This window comes from Salmonella sp. FC25216 (assembly GCF_057751355.1).
Genome location: NZ_JBDGON010000002.1, coordinates 211,977 through 230,026, shown reverse-complemented (window position 1 = coordinate 230,026; position 18,050 = coordinate 211,977). Strand labels below are relative to the sequence as shown.

Annotated in this window: 15 protein-coding genes and 1 pseudogene; 4 read left to right on the top strand and 12 right to left on the bottom strand. The window is 45.1% G+C overall.

The window, feature by feature from the left end:
• Positions 1-30: 30 nt before the first annotated feature.
• From AC3G3F_RS04585 to agaR, 11 genes and pseudogenes are all read right to left on the bottom strand, one after another.
• The gene (locus AC3G3F_RS04585; RefSeq protein ID WP_023247672.1) at positions 31-1,512 is read right to left on the bottom strand and encodes a DUF2264 domain-containing protein; all 1,482 of its coding nucleotides are present in this window, start codon (positions 1,510-1,512) and stop codon (positions 31-33) included.
• Positions 1,513-1,700: 188 nt separating this feature from the next.
• A complete protein-coding gene (locus AC3G3F_RS04580; RefSeq protein WP_023247673.1) occupies positions 1,701-3,326 on the bottom strand; it encodes a sulfatase family protein in 1,626 nt (541 codons plus the stop codon).
• 13 nt (positions 3,327-3,339) lie between these two features.
• Entirely contained in the window at positions 3,340-4,566 is a 1,227-nt protein-coding gene (locus AC3G3F_RS04575; RefSeq protein WP_198387314.1) for an anaerobic sulfatase maturase, read from the bottom strand.
• 337 nt (positions 4,567-4,903) lie between these two features.
• A complete protein-coding gene (locus AC3G3F_RS04570; protein WP_023247675.1) occupies positions 4,904-5,962 on the bottom strand; it encodes a glycoside hydrolase family 88/105 protein in 1,059 nt (352 codons plus the stop codon).
• Positions 5,955-6,104, bottom strand: a complete 150-nt coding sequence (locus AC3G3F_RS04565; protein ID WP_023247676.1) for a hypothetical protein — start codon at positions 6,102-6,104, stop codon at positions 5,955-5,957. Before AC3G3F_RS04565 ends, AC3G3F_RS04570 begins: the two co-directional genes overlap by 8 nt.
• Positions 6,088-6,528: a PTS galactosamine/N-acetylgalactosamine transporter subunit IIA gene (gene agaF, locus AC3G3F_RS04560; RefSeq protein WP_053507896.1), complete on the bottom strand. Its 441-nt coding sequence runs from the start codon at positions 6,526-6,528 to the stop codon at positions 6,088-6,090. The genes AC3G3F_RS04565 and agaF overlap by 17 nt, the downstream gene beginning before the upstream one ends.
• Positions 6,529-6,629: 101 nt before the next feature.
• Positions 6,630-7,520 (bottom strand): PTS system mannose/fructose/sorbose family transporter subunit IID, encoded by an 891-nt coding sequence (locus AC3G3F_RS04555; RefSeq protein ID WP_023247678.1) that lies wholly within the window; start codon positions 7,518-7,520, stop codon positions 6,630-6,632.
• Complete coding sequence (gene agaW / locus AC3G3F_RS04550) at positions 7,510-8,280, bottom strand: PTS N-acetylgalactosamine transporter subunit IIC (protein WP_023247679.1); 771 nt, start codon at positions 8,278-8,280, stop codon at positions 7,510-7,512. Before agaW ends, AC3G3F_RS04555 begins: the two co-directional genes overlap by 11 nt.
• A 47-nt stretch (positions 8,281-8,327) precedes the next feature.
• Positions 8,328-8,825 (bottom strand): PTS N-acetylgalactosamine transporter subunit IIB, encoded by a 498-nt coding sequence (agaV, locus tag AC3G3F_RS04545; protein ID WP_023247680.1) that lies wholly within the window; start codon positions 8,823-8,825, stop codon positions 8,328-8,330.
• Between the two features lie 336 nt (positions 8,826-9,161).
• A pseudogene (locus AC3G3F_RS04540) lies at positions 9,162-9,266 on the bottom strand (class II D-tagatose-bisphosphate aldolase non-catalytic subunit); the annotation flags it as partial.
• Positions 9,267-9,314: 48 nt separating this feature from the next.
• Positions 9,315-10,091: a transcriptional repressor AgaR gene (gene agaR, locus AC3G3F_RS04535; RefSeq protein WP_023247681.1), complete on the bottom strand. Its 777-nt coding sequence runs from the start codon at positions 10,089-10,091 to the stop codon at positions 9,315-9,317.
• Between the two features lie 699 nt (positions 10,092-10,790).
• On the opposite strand from agaR, the gene AC3G3F_RS04530 reads away from it, so the two are divergent.
• Together AC3G3F_RS04530 and AC3G3F_RS04525 are read left to right on the top strand one after the other, a co-directional pair.
• Positions 10,791-12,350, top strand: a complete 1,560-nt coding sequence (locus tag AC3G3F_RS04530; RefSeq protein WP_024149640.1) for a sulfatase family protein — start codon at positions 10,791-10,793, stop codon at positions 12,348-12,350.
• Between the two features lie 32 nt (positions 12,351-12,382).
• Positions 12,383-13,099: an oligogalacturonate-specific porin KdgM family protein gene (locus AC3G3F_RS04525; protein ID WP_226302676.1), complete on the top strand. Its 717-nt coding sequence runs from the start codon at positions 12,383-12,385 to the stop codon at positions 13,097-13,099.
• Between the two features lie 266 nt (positions 13,100-13,365).
• On the opposite strand, the gene AC3G3F_RS04520 is transcribed toward AC3G3F_RS04525, so the two are convergent.
• On the bottom strand, positions 13,366-14,631 hold the full coding sequence (locus tag AC3G3F_RS04520; RefSeq protein ID WP_080168671.1) for a DUF4427 domain-containing protein: 1,266 nt from the start codon (positions 14,629-14,631) through the stop codon (positions 13,366-13,368).
• A 495-nt stretch (positions 14,632-15,126) separates the two neighbouring features.
• On the opposite strand from AC3G3F_RS04520, the gene hyaA reads away from it, so the two are divergent.
• Complete coding sequence (gene hyaA, locus AC3G3F_RS04515; protein ID WP_001058306.1) at positions 15,127-16,245, top strand: hydrogenase 1 small subunit; 1,119 nt, start codon at positions 15,127-15,129, stop codon at positions 16,243-16,245.
• The gene (gene hyaB / locus AC3G3F_RS04510) at positions 16,242-18,035 is read left to right on the top strand and encodes a Ni/Fe-hydrogenase large subunit (RefSeq protein ID WP_053507891.1); all 1,794 of its coding nucleotides are present in this window, start codon (positions 16,242-16,244) and stop codon (positions 18,033-18,035) included. Before hyaA ends, hyaB begins: the two co-directional genes overlap by 4 nt.
• Positions 18,036-18,050: the final 15 nt, after the last annotated feature.

Below are 18,050 nucleotides of genomic sequence, written 5' to 3'. Positions count from 1 at the left end.
TGATGCAAAATATGACGAGTATAAATACCACTAAAAAAAGGCCGTCATTTTAGAACTGTAACTTGTCACACCTTTGCGCAATAAATTATTTTTAGGCCGTTCAGCGCGCCCTGTAAGCCACTCTTTAAAACGTGCGGACCTTGATGGCGTGGTAAGGCCACGCGTTAATGGGGATTGCTCCTGGGTATAATCACTACGGAACGTAGCCACCACCTCTTTCGTTTCGCAAGTTCCCATCACAAACAGATTTACAGGCTCAATAGTGAAACTAAAATCCTGGAGTTCTACAGGTAATTGACGACTTTCACACGACCATAAATTAATATCGGATGCACAATACAGAGCAATATTCAGGGCACGTAATGACCAAAAACTACTGGCAGGTCCACTGTAGTTGTCCACCAATCGCTCGTCATCTGCAAATAATCCCTGCGTTGGAACACCAAAACGCATCGCCCCATTGCCAATAAAATAACGCAGTGTTGTTTCCAGAGCACGCTTCGCCTCCCCTATATGTAACGCATCTTTTGAATGACTGGCTACCGCCAGTAATGGGGCAGAAACAGCCAGGCGATAACAGGCACTGCGACCAAAAAAAGGAATGCCCTGCGGCGTCATCAAATAACGATAAGTCGTAACAAACTCCGCCATACAGGATCGAATAAATTGTGGATCATATTCAGGATTGATTTGGTCAAGCCAATATAAGGAATAGTGAAATCCCCAGGCATTGTAATAATCGTAATTACCATGCGCCCCATCCCGAAACCAACCGCCACCTACATGGAATTCTTTTATACGTTCATATTTTTCGTCGCTAACATCCCCAGAGCCATTCAAGGCACGCATTACAAATTGCACGGTTAACGGAAAAAGGTGCCAGTTATTATCAACCGTTTGTAAACCATTAACCTGATTAAACCAGCAAGTAATTTGCTGCTGTTGAGCGGAGGTTAACCGCTCCCAAACTGTTTCACGACATAGCCATAATGCCAGAGCCAAATCGGCACTTTCACAAATACGCTGATCATAATCATGAAGCTTTCCCCAGTAACCTGGATGCGTGGGATCGGTTCCCGCTAAGAACGCCTCAGTGATGATCGCCGTAATATTCAACGTTCCCCCCTTCAGATCATCCATACGCCCCTCTCCGGCAGGTTGATTTCGTAACCACACTGCCAGCGTAGGTAACACCCGACTCACGCCTTCTAAGGCATCAGTACGCGCGTTTTGCTGGCTGGGGCGTCCCGGATAATAGGCATGGGTATGTCCCCAAACAGCATAATGATCAAAAGCCTCTGCTACATAACGGACTAAATAATCACACTGATATTGCAACGAAACCTGAGAATCCTGAAACAGCTTCTGTAACCGCGTGTCGTGAATGTCATAGGGGCATTTTTTGTACCATTGCCGAATGATGTGTTGTTTAAATAACAGGCAATACATCGCTGCATCGGGATGTTCATAAGGAATTATCGGGCGGGGTTTAGCACTAATTTCCACACTCATGGTCAACATACCTGAAAAATATTATAAAGATATTAATGACAAGACTGCTTTTTAACTTAGCATTATTCGAGTCTCATGCATCACGAGATACACTCTCCAGGAATAGCTTTTCTCAACTACCTGAAAATGGGCAAATAAAAATCATCAGAGTTTAGAACTTGATGTCCTTCCCTCTGACGATTAGTCGTTTATTTTTTCGCTGATTCTTCTAATATATGGAAACGATCTTGCCCCCATGCGACAGGTTTCGGCTTATCTTTGATCCACTCATAAAAAGCAGTTTTCATTACTTTGACGCGTTCAGGAAATTGAGCAGCCAGATCCTTCGATTCCATTGGATCTTGCTTGTCATTAAATAATTTCGGAGTATTAGTTCCATCATCGTAAAAATAAAGAGTCCACTCTTGATCACGGATTGCCCATGAGGCTTTTGAAAGTTTTTCTAAATTGGGATTTTTAGGGGCTGACGGATTATTATAAGTTATCCACTTCCAGTAGCCGTACCAGAAAGGTTGATTTTCTTCACTGTAATGTTTCGCTCCCGGTCCAGCCCAGTACAGATATTGATGTGGAGAAGTCTTCGTTTTACCCGCCAGTACCGGCATAATATCTTTACCATCGACATTCATTTCATCAGGAATAGTAATCCCTGCCGCGTGTAATGCGGTAGGTAAAATGTCTAATGCGCTGATCAACGTATCGCTTTGTGTACCCGCAGGGATCTTTTTTGGCCAATATGCCACAAACGGAATATGTACCCCGCCATTATACATCTGACCTTTATAACCGCGATCCATACCATTCATTGGCATTGGAGATTCATTTACAGCACCGTTATCAGAAATGAAAAAAATGAGTGTGTTTTCCAGTTCATTTTTTTCTTTCAAGTAATTTATTATTTTGCCAATGCCTTCATCAGCAGCATTGATTGCCGCAAAATATTTATCTGCTTCCACATTACCTGTATTAAATCTCTCCATATATTTGGCTGGAGACGCTTGCTCTAACGGGATATGAGGGACGCTATATGCCAGACTGATAAAGAAAGGCTTTTGACCTGCCCGATCAATAAATTTTAGTGTTTCGTCAGTAAGATGATGCGTCAGATAACCTGGTGCAGAAATATTCTGGCTATTGCGCCAAATAGCCGGGGAATTCCATAGCGCTGCGCCAGACGCGTAATAACTATAAGAATAATCAAAACCGCGCTTTTCGGGCTCATAACCAGGTTCGCTGACAGAAATCATATTGTCATGATAATCACGGGTTTTAACGTCATCAGCAACATAATTCTTTTTGTCAATGCGTGAATTATGCCATTTACCAATGTTAGCCGTAGCATATCCATTTTCTTGAAACAGCGCTGGCAGCAATTTGATGTCCAATGGAATCCCTTTAATAGCATCATCATTACTGTAAGTACCGAAACTAGTCGGATAACGACCAGTATAAATTCCCGCACGTGATGGTCCGCACACCGGATGAGCCACAAACGCATTGGTCATTTTGACCCCGTTTTGTGCCAGTTGCGCCACATTAGGCATCGCCCGTTGTGCCGCATCAATCATTTTGTCCAAATCCCCCTGATATCGCACGGGAACCGAACGCTGACTTAATACTTTTTTATCCAAATTATTCAAAGTGAAATCTAATTGACCAGTGCCCAGATCATCCATGATGACTAACAGCACATTAGGTTTTTCATTACCTGAGACAACGGATGTCGGTGCAGCCAATACATTGGATGCTATAGTGGAACACACCGTGGCAATCAGGCCAGCTAACAGGGTTTTTCTTCCTGCGGATAACTTCATTGTCATTCACTCCTTAATGGCTATTAAATTTATTCAGTAACGGCATAATGTCAGCCGCCACGCCGCCACTCTGAATAATCTTGCTCATGGCCTGCATGACTGGTGCGGTGTGATAGAAGAAATGCTTGTAAGAAGCGCACAGATAATTGTGCTTATGCTTTTCTCCCGCTTGTGGGACGATACGATGTTTCGGACATCCTCCCTGACACAGAGCTTTGACCTCGCACTGCTGACACATTTGGGTCAATTTTTCCTGTTTTGCATTCCCAAAACGCTGTTGCTGGCGTGATGTAGCCAATTTTACCAGCGATGTGTTAGCAATATTACCTAACAAATAAGCCGGATAGACATAGTGATCGCAGCTGTAAATATCGCCGTTAGTTTCAATGATCAGCGCCTGACCGCACGTAGTAGCTTGCACACAGGTTGATGCCGGATATCCCATCCAGGTGCCCAGTAAACTGTCAAACTCACGTATATAGATTGAACCAACATCTTCTTTCACCCAGGCATCAAATACCGCATTCATAAAATGCCCGTAACCATCTGCCGGAACGCTAAAAGGTGATAACACGGCATCTGCTGGTGGTGAGTAATGACCCTTTGCAGGAGTCAAACAACGGGCATCAACTTCTACGATGGGAATAAACTGTAAAAAAGTGGAACCTAATGCTTTGAGCGCCTGGTAAGTCTCCCGTCCTTTATCATAGTTTTGATCGTTCACGACTGTTAGTGTATTAAAATCCACGTTGTATTCACGTAGCAACGCAATAGATTTTTTGACACGCTCAAAGGTTGGCTGACCATTAACAGCAATACGGTATTTATCATGTATCTCTGCTATTCCGTCGACAGAGACACCAATCAGAAAACGATTTTCGGCAAAAAAGTCTGCCCATTGACGATTAATAGCAATTGCATTGGTTTGAAAACTATTGGTAACCGTTTTCCCCTCAGCATATTGCTGTTGGTATGCCACAGCCTTACGATAAAAATCTAATCCAGCCAGCGTAGGTTCACCCCCTTGCCAGGCAAAATCCACCGTATCGCCGGCATGGGAACGTAAGTAATCACGGATATAGCGGCGCAACATACTGTCGCTCATTGTCTGCTCCGGGCTTTTCCGCGCATTCAGCATCGTCTCCTTTTCAAGATAAAAACAGTATTCACAATGCAGGTTGCAACGATAGCTGACAGGTTTTGCCATCATGTGAAAGTAGGCTCGTTGAGTCGGTGACATATTCATTGAAAACGAGTTCCGAAAAAATGAAACGATATCGGCTAATTTACCTAAATAAAACGACCGCTGAAATGCGCAAAATCACAAAAATGAAATAAAACGAAAGCAAAACAAAAATAAACGAAAGGTAAGCATTAAAACACGCTTCGTCGAAGAACGATAAATTAGCCAGACGAAATAGAACACACGCTAACGGTCCCTATCTGACCGCAGATAAACGGTACGATGCGGATTCCACCTGTTCGATTTCATTATTCACTACAGACCGTAAAATACGCGCAAGTTTTGTCTCTTTTGCTCTCATCACGATTCACATCAGAGACAGGCTCGTTATACCTTACTTCAAGCGCATCACTTCGGTTGCCGCTAATAAATATGCCCCGGCGCCATAGTCAATATTGTGCTCAAACTTTACATCACGTGGGTTGAACGCCGGCAATTGAACCCAACCGATCATACCATTATCGTGAATACAGCCCTGCAAAGCATCCCAGGCCTTTTCGACGACTGGCAGATAAATTTCAACTGGCAGCACACCCTGATTCACCCCCCAACACAGCCCATAACAAAACAATGCTGTCGCGCTACTTTCCGGCGCCGGAAAACGATGGGGATCAAGCAAACTGGTACGCCATAAACCATCCTCATGCTGATAACGGATCACTTTATCTGCAAGATCAATAAAGAGATTAAGATAGCGCTGACGACCCGCATAATCTTCTGGCATGCGCGCCAGTAAACGTGGGATAGCCGCTAACACCCAACCAATACCTCGGCTCCAGAATACTTTTTGACCATTTTCTTCACGCAATTCACTGCCGTTACCATCAGGAATATAACGATGATCACGATAAAACAGTCCCGTTTCAGGATCGCGCAAATGCTCCACGGCATCCCAGAAAGCCTGATCCATATAGGCCAGATAACGAGGATCATGTGTACATTTACTTAATGCAGCAAACGTTGCGGGCGCCATAAATAACGCATCGCACCACCACCAGTCTTCACGTCCGGGTTTAGGTTCGTTGACGATGGCAGAAATGGCCTTAATCGTGGGTTCCAAAGCTTCCGGGATAGCTATCACCGGCCAAACATCCAGATATGCCTGACAACAGATTAGATCGTCAGCGAAACGTAAGTTTGGCCCGGGACGGAACCCCGTGTGCAGCGTATAATTCATCACGCCATCCAGATATTCCTGATCACCTGTTGCCAGCCAGGCGGCCGCCACACAAGACCAAAATACGCCACGTTCCCAATCGGTATCTTTGATAAAACGGACTTTACCGCTCCGGCGGATCACGCTACGAGTCTGATGCGTTGCCTGATAACGGTATACGCGCTTCATCGTTTCACTCGCCTGCTGAGCGCGAGTCTGCTGTACCATGTTACTCATGGTGAATCTTCTCCCTTGTGTCACAGGCCGGGCTGTCATTAACAACCCGCATGTAACCGGTGACATAATCAATAGCAGTGGCATCCGCATCAACGCCTTGCGGCGTCAGCAGATGCAACAACACATCAGAGCCCACTTTCATTATCACTGTTATCAACAACCAGTGCGGCAGCCAGTTCAGTACGCATGTTCTGTACGCTGGTAGCGCCAATATCCATCAGAATGTCCACCAGTTCAGCTAACGATACGCCATCACGCTCAAAAGCCGCGTTAGCGATCATCGGTAAATTAACCCCAGCCAGTAGCTCAGCATTGCGACCACTCATCAGGATATTTAGCGCACGGTTACACGGCGACCCTCCGGGAATGTCGGTTAAAAACAGTACGCCATCACCACTATCAACCCGATCAGCAGCGTTGCGTAATTCTTCTTCCAGCATGTCTGTAGACAGATTTTCCACGAAATCGACGAAAACCATTTGCGGCTGTTCACCGGCTATTGCTCGTACCGCTGATTCCATACCGGAAGCAAAATGAATATGGCCAGAGACAACAATCCCAATCATTTACAACGTCCTTACCCTAATAATCCTGAATGCATATTACTTACACCATATCCGCATGCTGCGATTGCCCACAGGCGGATACGGCGACACGAATCAATTCATTACACAATGCCCAACAGATGGCCGATAACTCCCGCAGCCAGTGTCGAAAAAATGAGAACCGGGGGTTTTGCCCAAAAGCCTGTTCCCTTCACCATTTTGAACATAAAGAACACTAACGCCAGCGGGAGCAAATTCGGCATGATCTTGTCAAACAGGGCAGTTTGTAACTCCACTGTCTTGCCACCAAGATCGATTGCCGCAGTGGTCTGTAGCCTGATAAAGGTGGCGCATAACGCTCCGATAACAAAGATCCCCATGATGTTGGCGGCTTTTGCCAACTTCTCTGTGGCATCACTCATGTTCACCATCGCCGCTGTGCCCGCGCGATAGCCCATAAACATCAAACCGAAATAGACCAAAAAATGGACAATTTGATACAGTATAAAGAACACAAATGGTCCCGCGATCGACCCTTCAATCGCAATCGATGCCCCCAGAGCCAACGTCAATGGCATCAGCGTCATATGGTCTATAGCATCACCAATACCACCGGTCGGCCCCATTCCCGCAACTTTCATGACGTTAATCGTCGACGGTTTTTCTTTGTTCTCTTCCATAGCAACCGCTGTCCCCAGCAGGAAGGTGAACAGTTTTGGACTGGCATTGAAGAACTGCAAATGGTTCTTCAGTGATTTCGCCAGGTCCGCACGGTTATTACCGTGGATTTTTTGTAATGCCGGGATAATCGAATACGCAAAACCGCCCCCCTGCATGCGTTCAAAATTGAAGTTACCTTCCATAAACAGCCCGCGGATCGCACACTTCCATAGGTCCTTACGGGAAATCACTTTACGAACCTCGGTATCCTGATAAGCATCAACGTTATCTATCAGGCTGCTTGTTTTGGCTTCCGCTACGCGGCCTTTGTCTGCGGTGATATCAGATGCCATCTTCGAAATCCTCTGCTTGTTTGGTATCGTTATTGCTGTTTTTTCCACTAAAGAAGTAGTACAGAAGGGCAATGGATGCGCCCAGAATTGCCACGGCCATAATTGGCAGCTTCAGATAAGTAGTCATCACGAAACCGATAAAGAACACCCCTGCCACTTCTTTCGACCACATGATTTTCAACAACATAGCAAAACCTATTGCCGGTACCATCTTCGCCCCAATCCCCAGACCTTCTAACAAGACCGTTGGCGTGTTTTCATCAATCCAGGCAGCAGCATGCTCACCGAAATAAACCGTCACGAAGGCAATAATGAAATAGAGCATGGAACGCGTAATCAATGTTCCCACCAATAAGCGGGAGATCCCTGCCATATCAGCTTGTTCAGCACATCTATCTGCTTTCCCCATTGTGAAGGCGGTCATTGCAAAGAATCCGATAACAATCATCTGCATCAGAACAGCGATTGGCATACCGACGCCCATAGCAACTTCCGGTGACTGCCCTGTCATAACCGCAAAAGCGACAGCAGCAATCGTCCCCATGGTCACATCAGGTGGCTGTGCGCCAGCATTAGGCACCAGACCTAGCCAGGCCAACTCCAGAGTAGCACCAGCGATCAATCCCACTTCCATATCGCCCATAATCAGGCCTACAACCGGGCCGGTAATTAAAGGACGGTGAATATTCAGGGCTACGTCGTACTTGTCGATACCGCACAAGAAGGCCCAGATTGCAACTAAAGTAGCTTCAAACAGCATAATTTCTTCCTTTATTGCCGTATGTCGTGATGCGATACGTCATGAACTCATGCACTGGCGGCTAGTTCTATGACATTGACCGGAGTCTGGTCTGGTGTGTTCTGCACGGTACAAGTTACACCGCAGGCGAGAATGCGTCTGAAAGCATCGAGATCTTTTTCATCGACAGAAACCGTTTTGGCTATTTGACGTTTACCTTCATGGAAATGCATATTGCCCACATTGCAATGTTTAATTGGCACACCACCTTCAACCAGACGTGCAACATCCGTTGGGTTATTACACAGAATGAATACTTTCTGCTGTGGGGAGGCTTTATGGATCACGTCAATGGTTTTCTGAATACTGAAGAAACGTACGGCATATTCACCGCCCGCAGAAGCTTTCATTCCCGCCTGCATGAAAGCAGCATTTGGGCCTTCGGCGGCATCATCATTAGCGACCAGAATCAGATTAGCCTCTGTATGTTTTCCCCAGGTAATGCGGATTTGTCCGTGAAGTAAACGCTCATCGATACGAGTCCAGACGATATTTGGCTGAGTCATAAAAATATTCCTGTATTTTATTTTAAAACATAAAGCGTTATAGCTTGTGCCATACGGTTAGCTTTTCCGTCAGCATTTGGTTATTCAGTGTATTATTTTAAAAACTAAACAATAAGAAACGGGAATACCATACTCAGTAAATAATGAGGGTATTCACTATAATTAATAGCTTCTGCCATAAATAGTTACTTGCAGTATTATTGTTTTCCGCAATCCACTTTTTCTCCCGGTAAGTTGATTGTTGCTTAATTTATTACGTTACCCCACTAACAGGCAGATGTTTCAACTTTTTCGAGCGGAATTGTAAATATTACGTCACCTTCATCGACTATTTGTCGCCAGTGTAGCCCCAATAACAAGAGGATGGGCAGAACAAACAGAATAAATTCCAATTTGTTCCCCAGCCCTGTGGCACTGAACAAGCTTTTCTAACGAAGGCATTAATTTACTCCACAATTAACATTAATAATGTCACTATGGAGTAAAGCGTTACTTCTCTTTTTCAGCGATAATGACTTCGATTCGCATATCCCGCAAGCGTTGCACATACTCTTCGGGGATATTAGAATCCGTCACCAACACATCAATATCACCAAATTCACGGATCATATGGCAACTGCGTTTCCCAAACTTCGTAGAGTCAGCAACCGCAATCACTTGCTCCGAAATATCACACATTAAGCGGTTAAGACTGGCTTCCTGCTCATTATGTGTCGTGATACCCACTCGCAAGTCAAAGCCATCAACCCCCAGAAAAACCTTGTCAAAACGCACGTTTTTCAGGCTGGCTTCAGCTTGAGAACCAGAGAAAGACATCGCACTCTTACGTAGCACACCACCGGAAATGAGGACCTCCACTCCAGGCGCTGACGCTAACTCCACAGCCACATCCAGCCCATTTGTCATGACCACCACGTTTTCTACTGATTTTAAATTGGCAGCGATTTCACGCGTGGTGGTTCCCGAATCCAGAATGACCGTATCACCATTGTTAATCAATTTTGCAGCAGCCCGCCCAATCAGGGATTTTACGTCAGAATTACGACGACTCTTTTCATTAACAGTAAGTTCAGCAATTACGCCGACGTTCGGGATAGCCGAACCGTGCGATCTGACGATATATCCGTTTTTTTCTAAAAAACTCAGGTCACTACGAATGGTGACACTTGAGACATTGAATCTTTCGGCTAAGTTTTCGACACGAGCTTTCCCCTGCCGGGTTATCACCTCAAGGATTTCCATACGCCTTTCGATTGCTGCCTTCACTTCTGTCTCCTTACGAAACCAAACAAATACCATTCGTTTGGGCTCGAATTAAGATTAATATACTTACGTTTACTTTCAAACAGAAAAAACAAAAGTTATGATCTCTTTCACAAAGTTTCGTCAGTTTGACCATATGTTTGCAAAACCTTACACGTAGGCCCCTATCATATAGCCAGCTAACATACTTTCCAATAGCACGGCTACCACGATATCTGATCAAAGATGCAATTCCGTCACAACCACAACAAAAAGCAATATAAACAATAAGTTAATTCTGATATTTTTACTGATAAAGAGCAGATTTACGGTAACAAAAACACAAAAGTTCGTTACCTGGAACAAGATGATTTTTAACGAAATTCCAAATAGCACCAATGGATAATGTAGCAAAAAATGAAAATACCATTATTTACGCTGAAAAAAGAACGCAACTATTAAAGGGTAAAATCTTTGAAAAAAACAAAAATAGTTAATGAAAATCAATCATATAAAAAAAATTTCTAACAAAAAAAACTACACTCATGCTCAAAAAGAAGCCAAAAAATGCATGGTGAATCGTTGACCATTTTTGGCAAAAACTTTCACCTTGATCACAAACTCAGACTTTTCATTTTGTTTTCTTACGATTAAATAATATCGTAAGAAAATGAAAACAATAACTGAAAGACAAACGACCTATATCCATCTGGAGTAAAGAACATGTCAGTCACAAGAAGAAACTTGCTCAAAGGACTCGCAGCTTCAAGCGCATTAGGCGCAACAGCAGCAGCTGCCGGTTTAAGTGTTACACACACTACCGATACAGTTGCCACAACTAAAAAAATAACCAAGAAGCCTAATTTGTTAATCGTCTTTCCTGATGAAATGCGGGCACAGTCGCTGGGCTTTATGGGTCAGGATCAATCTATTACACCCTTTATTGATCGATTTGCGAGTCAGAGTGTCGTATTGAGGCAAGCGGTTTCGAACTACCCGCTATGTACACCTTTCCGCGGTATGTTAATGACCGGCCAATACCCATATCGCAATGGGTTACAAGGCAACTGTCATACTGGCGCAAACGGTAATTTTGGAGGGAAAGATTTTGGTATTGAGCTCAAAAAAGAAGCCATAACCTGGTCTGACATTCTTAAGAAACAAGGGTTTAGCATGGGGTACATTGGTAAATGGCACCTTGATGCGCCAGAAGCACCTTTCGTGCCAGGCTACAATAACCCAATAGAAGGACGTTACTGGAATGACTGGACACCACCAGAAAAACGCCACGGTTTCGATTTCTGGTACAGCTATGGCACTTACGACTTGCACCTCAACCCAATTTATTGGAGCAATGATACGCCTCGTGATAAGCCGTTGAAAATAAACCAATGGAGCCCAGAACATGAAGCAGATATGGCCATCAAATATCTACGCAATGAAGGGGGCAAATATCGTAATAACAACGAACCTTTTGCGCTGGTCGTTTCAATGAATCCGCCACATTCGCCGTACGATCAAGTACCACAAAAATATCTTGATCGCTTTAAAAATCAGACATCCCGCACTTTGAATAAACGCCCTAACGTAGTATGGGACAAAACGTATCAGGAAGGCTATGGACCTGAATATTTCAAAGAATATATGGCAATGATTAATGGTGTCGATGAACAATTTGGACGTATTCTGGCTGAGTTGGAGCGCCTGAAACTGGATAAAGATACGCTGGTTGTCTTCTTCTCCGATCACGGGTGTTGTATGGGTTCGAATGGTCAACCCACTAAAAATGTGCATTATGAAGAGGCTATGCGTATTCCAATGATGTTCCGCTGGCCCGGTAAACTACCCGCTTGTCAGGATGATTTGCTTTTCTCTGCCCCCGATATTTATCCGACATTACTAGGATTGATGGGCTTGGGTGAGCACATTCCAGATAACGTTGAGGGTACTGATTTCTCAAAGACTCTTATGGGACATGGTGGCGATAAACGTCCAACCTCACAATTCTATACATTTATGCCTTACGGCGGACAATCTTACGGTAGACGCGGTGTACGAACCGACCGTTATACACTGGTTATTGACCGTAAAATAGGCAAACCACTTACCTATATTTTACATGATAATAAAAATGATCCCTATCAGATGAAAAACATCGCATCAGACAATATGCCTCTGGTGAATAAACTGATTACAGAAGAGCTGATTCCATGGTTGGAACATTCAGGTGATGTTTGGCGCCCAACCGAAGTTTCAGCCAAGGCAGTAAACGCTTATATTTAATAATTAAATTTTATTTCATATATCAAAGGATAATGATGAATACGTTTATTAAATTTATCGTGGCCTCCTCATGTCTTTTTTTTACAGAACAGGCATTAGCAAATGATTATAAAACAACAATTGAATATCGTCATGATTATCGTGATGGTGTTAAAAAACATGGTGACCGCTTTAAAGTCTACCTCGACACAGGGGAAAATATTGGCTTAGAGTTTGATGCTCGTTACAACAATAAAGATGAGAATCCTTATGACGAGATGCAATTAAATGGCTCTGAGCTATCAGCCTTCTATTACACTAACTTAAATAAGAATACCGTCGGCTTAGCAGGCCTTTCTTTGGACTATAACTCTGATGGTTTAGTTTATATTCCTTATGTTCGTCTAAACTATACCTTTGACAATGGTTTTCGTTTGCAAGGCCGTTATAAATGGAAATTATGGGATTATGGTATGGTCGGAGCCGATGGAAATAGCTATCATTCTAAAATTCAGGAGTTTGATAGTTTCATTGGTTATAAGTATGATCGCTGGGATTTTCTGTATCAGTTCGATATTTTTTGGGAAATGGATTCCAATGCGTTACCTCTTTATAACAATCGCAAATGGGATTATCAGCATAACATTAGGCTCATGTATTCTCTTGATAAGAACTGGCGCCCTTTTATTGAAATTGGAAACATTAAAGAGAATCGTTATACCAGTGAGCGACAAACACGCTATCGTGTAGGTATCAAATATACATGGTAACCGTTAAACGTTCTCAAGAATTCAGATAATAAGTACAACGCTCGGCTGTGGAGAGTGTGGGAGAAGGGTTAACTGGCGATCGGTTATCCCATTCTTCCTGCCACAACTGAGCGAGTGTCATAAAATATTGATCCTGGTCTAAAATTAGTACAGATACACAATCTTAAGTACAATCTCTTTTATATTAGTGTCTATTTTTTAATATTACATTAAAAATCAAAGAGTTAAATTTCACGCAAATCTAAAAAAGTAAGTTCTTTTCTTAATTACCAGTCGACATTCATTGTATGATTATAAAAAGGATACTGGTCCTTTAGTGGCGTCTCATAACTTGGGACAGCATCATAATCATCTTTTCCCCAAACAGAATACCTTCCCGCTTCGATACCAAAACGATGCTTGAGCCATCCAGCGACATGACTTGCGAAAGCTTCTTTTCTTCTTAATGGCCAATCAACAGAAGCCAAATTAACATCTAATAAGTACCTTCCTTCTTTATTCACCTTGATCATTCCAGTTTGCAGTAACGCCCGTACCACCTGGCATTGGTTATCATGAATCCAGACCCAGGCATTTCCAAATTCCATTGCATAACTATCATTTAAGAAATCCTTTTTCGAATACAATTCATTTACATAATTATAAATAGAATCAGCATAGTTTTTCACTTTGGATTCAGATAAATTAAAAAAAGCTTCGAATTCGAATGTATTATCATTAATATAAGAAAGCAAATTATCTGGTTCTGAAATCTGAGACCATGACTGTAAATTATCAATAGCGATAATAAATCTGAAGGTGTCCCTCCCAATTACACCTCGATCAATTAAGGTTAAAATATCATGAGCTACGGTAGGGATATCTTCCGCTAATGGAACTATTATTCCCGCGCCCTTTATTTTACTTGATTTAAAATCAAAGCCTGGAGTACTTTCAATGTCTTCCGGAATACCATACTCTTCAATATGATTAAGGAAACTTTTAATATCTCCACGATATGGCCATCGCCATTCGCGTTCATGTGACCAGTCAATCTTACCTGGAACATAAGTAACATATCTATATTGTTCAATCAAAGGGAGAACAGATTCATCAAGGATACGTTCCCCGTTTCTGCCTTGCGAGCATCGAGCATTGTTATGCTGATCCAATCCATATATTACTGGTCTTGCCCCATAATTAAACATTTGCTCTTTAGGTAAAACGATTGCATATAAACCGATTTTTTCATTTCGTTCCAATCGGCGCAACCCAGTTTCTAAATAAGCTGCAATCGGCATATCTGTAAAGCATACAACCGGGGAGTCACCATATACGGTTCGTTGCCCATTTCGGTATGACCAGGACGAGAAAATTTTATGACTACGTAAAGATAATCTAAGTAAATATTTAGCATCAATGAAACGTGAATGGTGCTGATTATTAAAACCACAGTGCTCAGGCAAATAAATATGGCTACCGGTCTCTAAATCAACATCCCGAAAAAAATGAATCAAATAATCGGACAAGTCAAATCTGATGTTGTTTTTCATAGAGGTTCCTCATTCAAACATTCTATTTTTTGCATTCCTTTAAAACCAGCACCACTATTTTATATAAAAATCATCACGAAGTACGCTTCTTTTAACGATTACATCAGATCTCCCCCTCCTTTTGCATCAACTTACGTATCCCTGAAATGGCGAGGCCTGGCTGAATCCACCCGAGGTTCCTCGCTGAAAACCTCATCCCGGGATAAGCTCAACCGTCCTTCCCTGCCGCCGCCCTTTCGCCGAAAAAACGATAATGGGCATAAATATACCGCAATAAGCTATACCCATACTCTTTGCATTGTTTATCCCGGTCAATCAGATACGCTTTTTTCACATTATTTCTGGCGATATACGCCAGTGCAAAGTGAATCGGGATTGTTTTCGCGCTCGCGCGTAACACGATGATTTACCTTGCTGGCAGAACGTCGACGGACCCGCAAAAGCGCCTTATGCCCCTGGCGGAGCGTGGTGCAAAAAGGAGAAAAAATACGCGTTATGAATAACGAGGAGACCTTTTATCAAGCCATGCGTCGTAAGGGAGTGACCCGACGCAGCTTTCTCAAATTCTGTAGCCTTGCCGCCACGTCGCTGGGACTGGGCGCCGGAATGACGCCAAAGATTGCCTGGGCGCTGGAGAATAAACCACGGATTCCGGTTGTCTGGATTCATGGACTGGAATGCACCTGCTGTACCGAATCCTTTATCCGTTCCTCGCACCCGCTAGCCAAAGATGTGATCCTCTCGCTGATTTCCCTCGATTATGACGACACCCTGATGGCCGCCGCCGGAGCACAAGCCGAAGAAGTCTTTGACGATATTACCACTCGCTACGCCGGGAAATACATTCTGGCGGTGGAAGGCAATCCGCCGTTAGGAGAGCAAGGGATGTTCTGTATCAGCGGCGGCCGCCCGTTCATTGAAAAACTAAAGAAAGCCGCCGCTGGCGCCAGTGCTATTATCGCATGGGGAAACTGCGCCTCCTGGGGTTGCGTCCAGGCCGCCCGTCCCAATCCGACCCAGGCAACGCCTATCGACAAAGTGATTACCGACAAGCCGATCGTGAAAGTCCCTGGATGTCCGCCAATCCCGGATGTCATGAGCGCCATTATTACCTATATAGTGACGTTTGATCGTCTGCCGGAACTCGATCGCATGGGCCGTCCACTGATGTTCTACGGTCAGCGTATCCACGATAAATGCTACCGCCGCGCCCATTTTGACGCCGGTGAATTTGTCGAGAGCTGGGATGATGACGCCGCCCGCAAGGGATACTGTCTGTACAAGATGGGCTGTAAAGGGCCAACCACCTATAACGCCTGCTCCTCCACACGCTGGAATGGCGGCGTCTCCTTTCCTATCCAGTCCGGCCACGGATGTCTGGGATGTTCAGAAAATGGTTTCTGGGATCGCGGCTCGTTTTATAGCCGCGTGGTGGATATTCCCCAGATGGGTACCCACTCAACCGCCGATACGGTGGGTCTGACCGCGCTGGGCGTAGTCGCTGCGGGCGTTGGCGGTCACGCGGTCGCCAGCGCGCTCAACCAACGTAAACGCCACAAACAACAGTTAGCGCAAGCCGAACAACAGCCGGACAATGAGGATAAGCAGGCATGAGTAACCAGTATCAAACCCAGGGTTATACCGTTAACAACGCCGGCCGTCGTCTGATCGTGGACCCGATTACCCGCATCGAAGGACATATGCGCTGCGAAGTGAACATTGATGAGCAAAATGTCATCACCAATGCCGTTTCCTGCGGCACGATGTTCCGCGGTCTGGAGATCATTCTGCAAGGCCGTGACCCACGTGACGCCTGGGCGTTTGTTGAACGTATTTGTGGTGTATGTACCGGGGTACATGCTTTGGCGTCGGTGTACGCTATCGAAGATGCGATCGGTATCCAGGTGCCGGATAACGCCAATATTATACGTAACATCATGCTGGCTACGTTGTGGTGTCACGATCATCTGGTCCATTTTTATCAGTTAGCCGGGATGGACTGGATTGATGTTCTGAATGCGCTGAAAGCCGATCCGCGCGCCACCTCGCAGTTGGCGCAAAGCCTTTCCGCCTGGCCGATGTCATCGCCGGGCTACTTCTTTGACGTACAAAATCGGTTGAAGAAATTTGTCGACGGCGGCCAGCTTGGGATATTCCGTAACGGTTACTGGGGACATCCACAGTACAAACTGTCGCCAGAGGCTAACCTGATGGGCTTTGCCCACTATCTTGAAGCCCTCGACTTCCAGCGCGAGATCGTCAAAATCCATACCATATTTGGCGGTAAGAACCCCCACCCTAACTGGATCGTCGGCGGTATGCCATGCGCGATCAATCTCGATCAAAGCGGCGCGGTCGGGGCTATCAATATGGAGCGCCTCAACCTGGTGCAGTCGATCATCACCCGCACTGCCGACTTCATTAACAACGTGATGGTTCCGGACGCGCTGGCTATCGGCCAGTTCAATAAAGCATGGAGTCAAATTGGCATCGGACTGTCGGATAAATGCGTTCTGAGCTACGGCGCGTTTCCGGACATTGCCAACGACTTCAGCCAGCAAAGCCTGTTAATGCCGGGCGGCGCAGTGGTCAATGGCGATTTTAAAAATGTCATGCCGGTAGATTTGGCCGATCCGCAACAGATACAGGAGTTTGTGGATCACGCCTGGTACCGCTATCCGGACGATCAACTGGGTCGTCATCCTTTTGACGGCATTACCGATCCCTGGTACAACCCAGGCGATGTCAAAGGCAGCGATACGCATATCCAGCAGCTCAACGAGCAGGAACGCTACTCCTGGATTAAAGCACCGCGCTGGCGTGGCCATGCCATGGAAGTCGGCCCGCTTGCCCGAACGCTAATTGCCTATCACAAAGGGGATGCCGCCACCATAGAGTCGGTGGATCGCATGATGTCCGCCCTTAAACTGCCGCTCTCCGGTATCCAGTCTACGCTTGGCCGTATTTTATGCCGCGCGCATGAAGCGCAATGGGCCGTCAGTAAGCTGCAGTATTTTTTCGACAGGCTTATGACCAACCTGAAAAACGGCGACCTGGCCACCGCCAATACCGAGAAATGGGAACCGGCCAGTTGGCCGCAGCACTGCCGCGGCATCGGTTTTACCGAAGCGCCTCGCGGAGCGTTGGGACACTGGGCGTCAATACGCGATCAGAAGATCGAACTCTATCAGTGCGTGGTCCCCACCACCTGGAACGCCAGCCCGCGCGATCCTAAAAAACAGATCGGTGCCTATGAAGCGGCATTGATGGGAACGCAAATGGCGATTCCCGACCAACCGTTAGAAATCCTGAGGACGCTGCACAGCTTCGACCCCTGCCTCGCCTGTTCAACCCACGTGCTTGGCGACGACGGCAGCGAACTGATTGCCGTCCAGGTACGCTAAGCGTTAAGGAAAAGA

Coding starts and splice junctions, on each gene's coding strand:
- AC3G3F_RS04585 (WP_023247672.1), bottom strand. CDS start 1,512: ATGAGTGTGGAAATTAGTGCTAAACCCCGCCCGATAATTCCTTATGAA.
- AC3G3F_RS04580 (WP_023247673.1), bottom strand. CDS start 3,326: ATGAAGTTATCCGCAGGAAGAAAAACCCTGTTAGCTGGCCTGATTGCC.
- AC3G3F_RS04575 (WP_198387314.1), bottom strand. CDS start 4,566: ATGTCACCGACTCAACGAGCCTACTTTCACATGATGGCAAAACCTGTC.
- AC3G3F_RS04570 (WP_023247675.1), bottom strand. CDS start 5,962: ATGAGTAACATGGTACAGCAGACTCGCGCTCAGCAGGCGAGTGAAACG.
- AC3G3F_RS04565 (WP_023247676.1), bottom strand. CDS start 6,104: ATGAAAGTGGGCTCTGATGTGTTGTTGCATCTGCTGACGCCGCAAGGC.
- agaF (WP_053507896.1), bottom strand. CDS start 6,528: ATGATTGGGATTGTTGTCTCTGGCCATATTCATTTTGCTTCCGGTATG.
- AC3G3F_RS04555 (WP_023247678.1), bottom strand. CDS start 7,520: ATGGCATCTGATATCACCGCAGACAAAGGCCGCGTAGCGGAAGCCAAA.
- agaW (WP_023247679.1), bottom strand. CDS start 8,280: ATGCTGTTTGAAGCTACTTTAGTTGCAATCTGGGCCTTCTTGTGCGGT.
- agaV (WP_023247680.1), bottom strand. CDS start 8,825: ATGACTCAGCCAAATATCGTCTGGACTCGTATCGATGAGCGTTTACTT.
- AC3G3F_RS04530 (WP_024149640.1), top strand. CDS start 10,791: ATGTCAGTCACAAGAAGAAACTTGCTCAAAGGACTCGCAGCTTCAAGC.
- AC3G3F_RS04525 (WP_226302676.1), top strand. CDS start 12,383: ATGATGAATACGTTTATTAAATTTATCGTGGCCTCCTCATGTCTTTTT.
- AC3G3F_RS04520 (WP_080168671.1), bottom strand. CDS start 14,631: ATGAAAAACAACATCAGATTTGACTTGTCCGATTATTTGATTCATTTT.
- hyaA (WP_001058306.1), top strand. CDS start 15,127: ATGAATAACGAGGAGACCTTTTATCAAGCCATGCGTCGTAAGGGAGTG.
- hyaB (WP_053507891.1), top strand. CDS start 16,242: ATGAGTAACCAGTATCAAACCCAGGGTTATACCGTTAACAACGCCGGC.